Source organism: Methanospirillum sp. (genome assembly GCF_035560735.1).
Taxonomy (GTDB): Archaea; Halobacteriota; Methanomicrobia; order Methanomicrobiales; family Methanospirillaceae; genus Methanospirillum.
Genome location: NZ_DATMYY010000259.1, coordinates 1 through 2,229, shown reverse-complemented (window position 1 = coordinate 2,229; position 2,229 = coordinate 1). Strand labels below are relative to the sequence as shown.

The window sequence follows — 2,229 nt, the reverse complement described above, 5'->3', positions numbered from 1 at the left end:
GTCATGGACTAAGGGTCATCATAGAGAAGAAAAAAGGAGAAATTGAATGTCTAATCAAAAAAATGGAAATTTTGAACTGCTTACCGATAAAAATAGCGCCCTTGTTCTCATAGACTACCAGCCCACGATGTTTTCAGGAGTTGCATCCGGAGATAAAACAATTATCAGAAATGCTGCATATTGCGCTGCAAAGGCTGCACAGATTCTGAAGATTCCTGTTGTTTTATCAACAATCAACCCACAAAACAATGGAAATTTCCTTGAAGAGGTATCTTCTTTGTTTCCGAATCAGGAAGTATATGCCCGAGAGATTCCAGGGTTTGATGCCTTTGAAGATGAAAAGACCTGGAATGCATTCAAAGAAACCGGGCGTAAGAAACTTGTTGTTTCCGGTCTCTGGACAAGTATGTGTTTTGCCTATACGGCCCTGCATGGTTTGAAAGAGGGGTATGAGGTCTATGGATTGATGGATGCAGCTGGAGATTCCACACCTGATGCTCATCGATACGGGATTGAACGGATGCTACAGGCTGGCGTTATTCCTATCACCGTAGAATCGCTCGTATCTGAATGGATGCATGTCTGGACAAATCCTAAAGCTGGTGAATTGGTTAAGGAAGTATACTCAAAGTATGGCTATATGATAGGTCTTGGACGGATCTAATCATTGATGAGGATCACAGACAGTTTGAAAAAAATAAGTTGATAGTGAATTCGGGGGATTCACAGTTTATTACATGGGAATTTCCTTCATTCACTACTGAATTTGGATTATCTGATCCAGGTAATGTGTGGTGACTTTTTATCATGAGCATCCGGTTTTTCATCAGGGTATCCGAATACAATGGTCCCTACAGGAGAATATCCTTCAGGGATCTGAAATCCTGCCATGATTTCTGGGTTATCATATGCTACTTCGGTTGATCCAATCCAGCAACTTCCAATTCCTAAAGCATGTGCAGCGAGCATCATATTTTCTGCACAAAGAGAGCAATCTATCTCCCTGAATCTGCTGGAACTCTTCCCGATAACCATGATCATAAGGGGGGCATGATAATAAATTGAGTATCCTTCACTTGAGAGAAGTTCTCTAAATTCATCTGACATTCCATCATGGGCATCTTTCATCAAAGATATCATGATGGGTTTACAATACTCTGAAACTTTTTGCATGAAGTCCATATTTTGAACTACAATGAATGCCCAAGGCTGAAGAGCAAGAGCCGAAGGAGCATATGTTCCTGCCTTAATGATCTGTCCGATAATTTCATCCGGAATTTTATCAGGCTTATATTTCCTGATACTCCGCCTGGTCATGATGAGATCAAGTGGTTCACTAATGGTCATATACAAAGTAACCTCCCGGTACAGAGATATAAGTATCGCTTCGTTTTTATTTTACAGAATTAAAAAATTTACTTAATTAAGAGAAGGGTAATCCTGTCCGGAGGTATAGGACAGGGAAACGTAATCTGCATTCCTGCAGCCTGAGCAGTTTTGACAATATTTATTCCTACTGCCTCAATAGAATATCTGAGCTCTGTTGGGTGCATACATACTCCTCCTTTAATATTGCAGGATTTACAATGATCACAACTATCAACTGTAAATGCCTGTGCAAAAGGATTGCCTGCCAGAAAGGCTGTTCGTTCCAATTCCAGCATAATATCGTGGATTTTTCTGGATTCTTCATTTAATGCCTCATTAAATTGGCTTGTTCTTTTTTTGATATCTCGTGAAACCGCAGGATCTGTTCTATTTTTCAACAAGGAATGAACAATCTCTGGTTCTGCAATTACAGAGGATTTAAATCTGATAAGAAGAGCATCCTGGTATTCCTGTAACATTTGTTTAAATTCTGATATTGTTGGAGCAAAAGGTGGACAGGAAAATCGTTGACCATAGGAAGGGCATCCGGTCTTACATTTAAGCTGAATACGCTCCTCGATAACGATATCTGATGCATGAATAAGGATCGCGTCAGTTGCTCCGGCAGATTTTACTTCCTCGACTAAAAAAGCGTATTGTGTATCAGGTTCTTGACTCATCATATCTCAACTATCTTTTGTGTTGGTATCTATCAATCATATTTGTCATGAAAAACCCGGTCTCTCAGTACCGGGTCAACCATTTTCTGGATCCGGTTCTTGAAGAATAACAGCTGCTTCTCGCAATATTTTTAAAACCTCTTCAATCGAAGTCTTTCTTGGAACCTTCACGTAGACTTTC

The 2,229-nt window shown here is 39.9% G+C and carries 3 protein-coding genes; 1 reads left to right on the top strand and 2 read right to left on the bottom strand.

The annotated features are described in order from the left end of the window. Positions 1-46 precede the first annotated feature (46 nt). Complete coding sequence (locus tag VN429_RS07335; RefSeq protein ID WP_325631526.1) at positions 47-664, top strand: isochorismatase family protein; 618 nt, start codon at positions 47-49, stop codon at positions 662-664. A gap of 107 nt (positions 665-771) precedes the next feature. Here VN429_RS07335 and VN429_RS07330 read toward each other — a convergent pair whose 3' ends face one another. Next, positions 772-1,347 carry a nitroreductase family protein gene (locus tag VN429_RS07330; protein ID WP_325631523.1) on the bottom strand — a complete coding sequence of 192 codons (576 nt, stop codon included), beginning with the start codon at positions 1,345-1,347 and terminating at the stop codon, positions 772-774. Positions 1,348-1,415: 68 nt separating this feature from the next. Next, complete coding sequence (locus VN429_RS07325; RefSeq protein ID WP_325631521.1) at positions 1,416-2,051, bottom strand: DUF2284 domain-containing protein; 636 nt, start codon at positions 2,049-2,051, stop codon at positions 1,416-1,418. Positions 2,052-2,229: the final 178 nt, after the last annotated feature.

Coding starts and splice junctions, on each gene's coding strand:
- VN429_RS07330 (WP_325631523.1), bottom strand. CDS start 1,347: ATGACCATTAGTGAACCACTTGATCTCATCATGACCAGGCGGAGTATC.
- VN429_RS07325 (WP_325631521.1), bottom strand. CDS start 2,051: ATGATGAGTCAAGAACCTGATACACAATACGCTTTTTTAGTCGAGGAA.
- VN429_RS07335 (WP_325631526.1), top strand. CDS start 47: ATGTCTAATCAAAAAAATGGAAATTTTGAACTGCTTACCGATAAAAAT.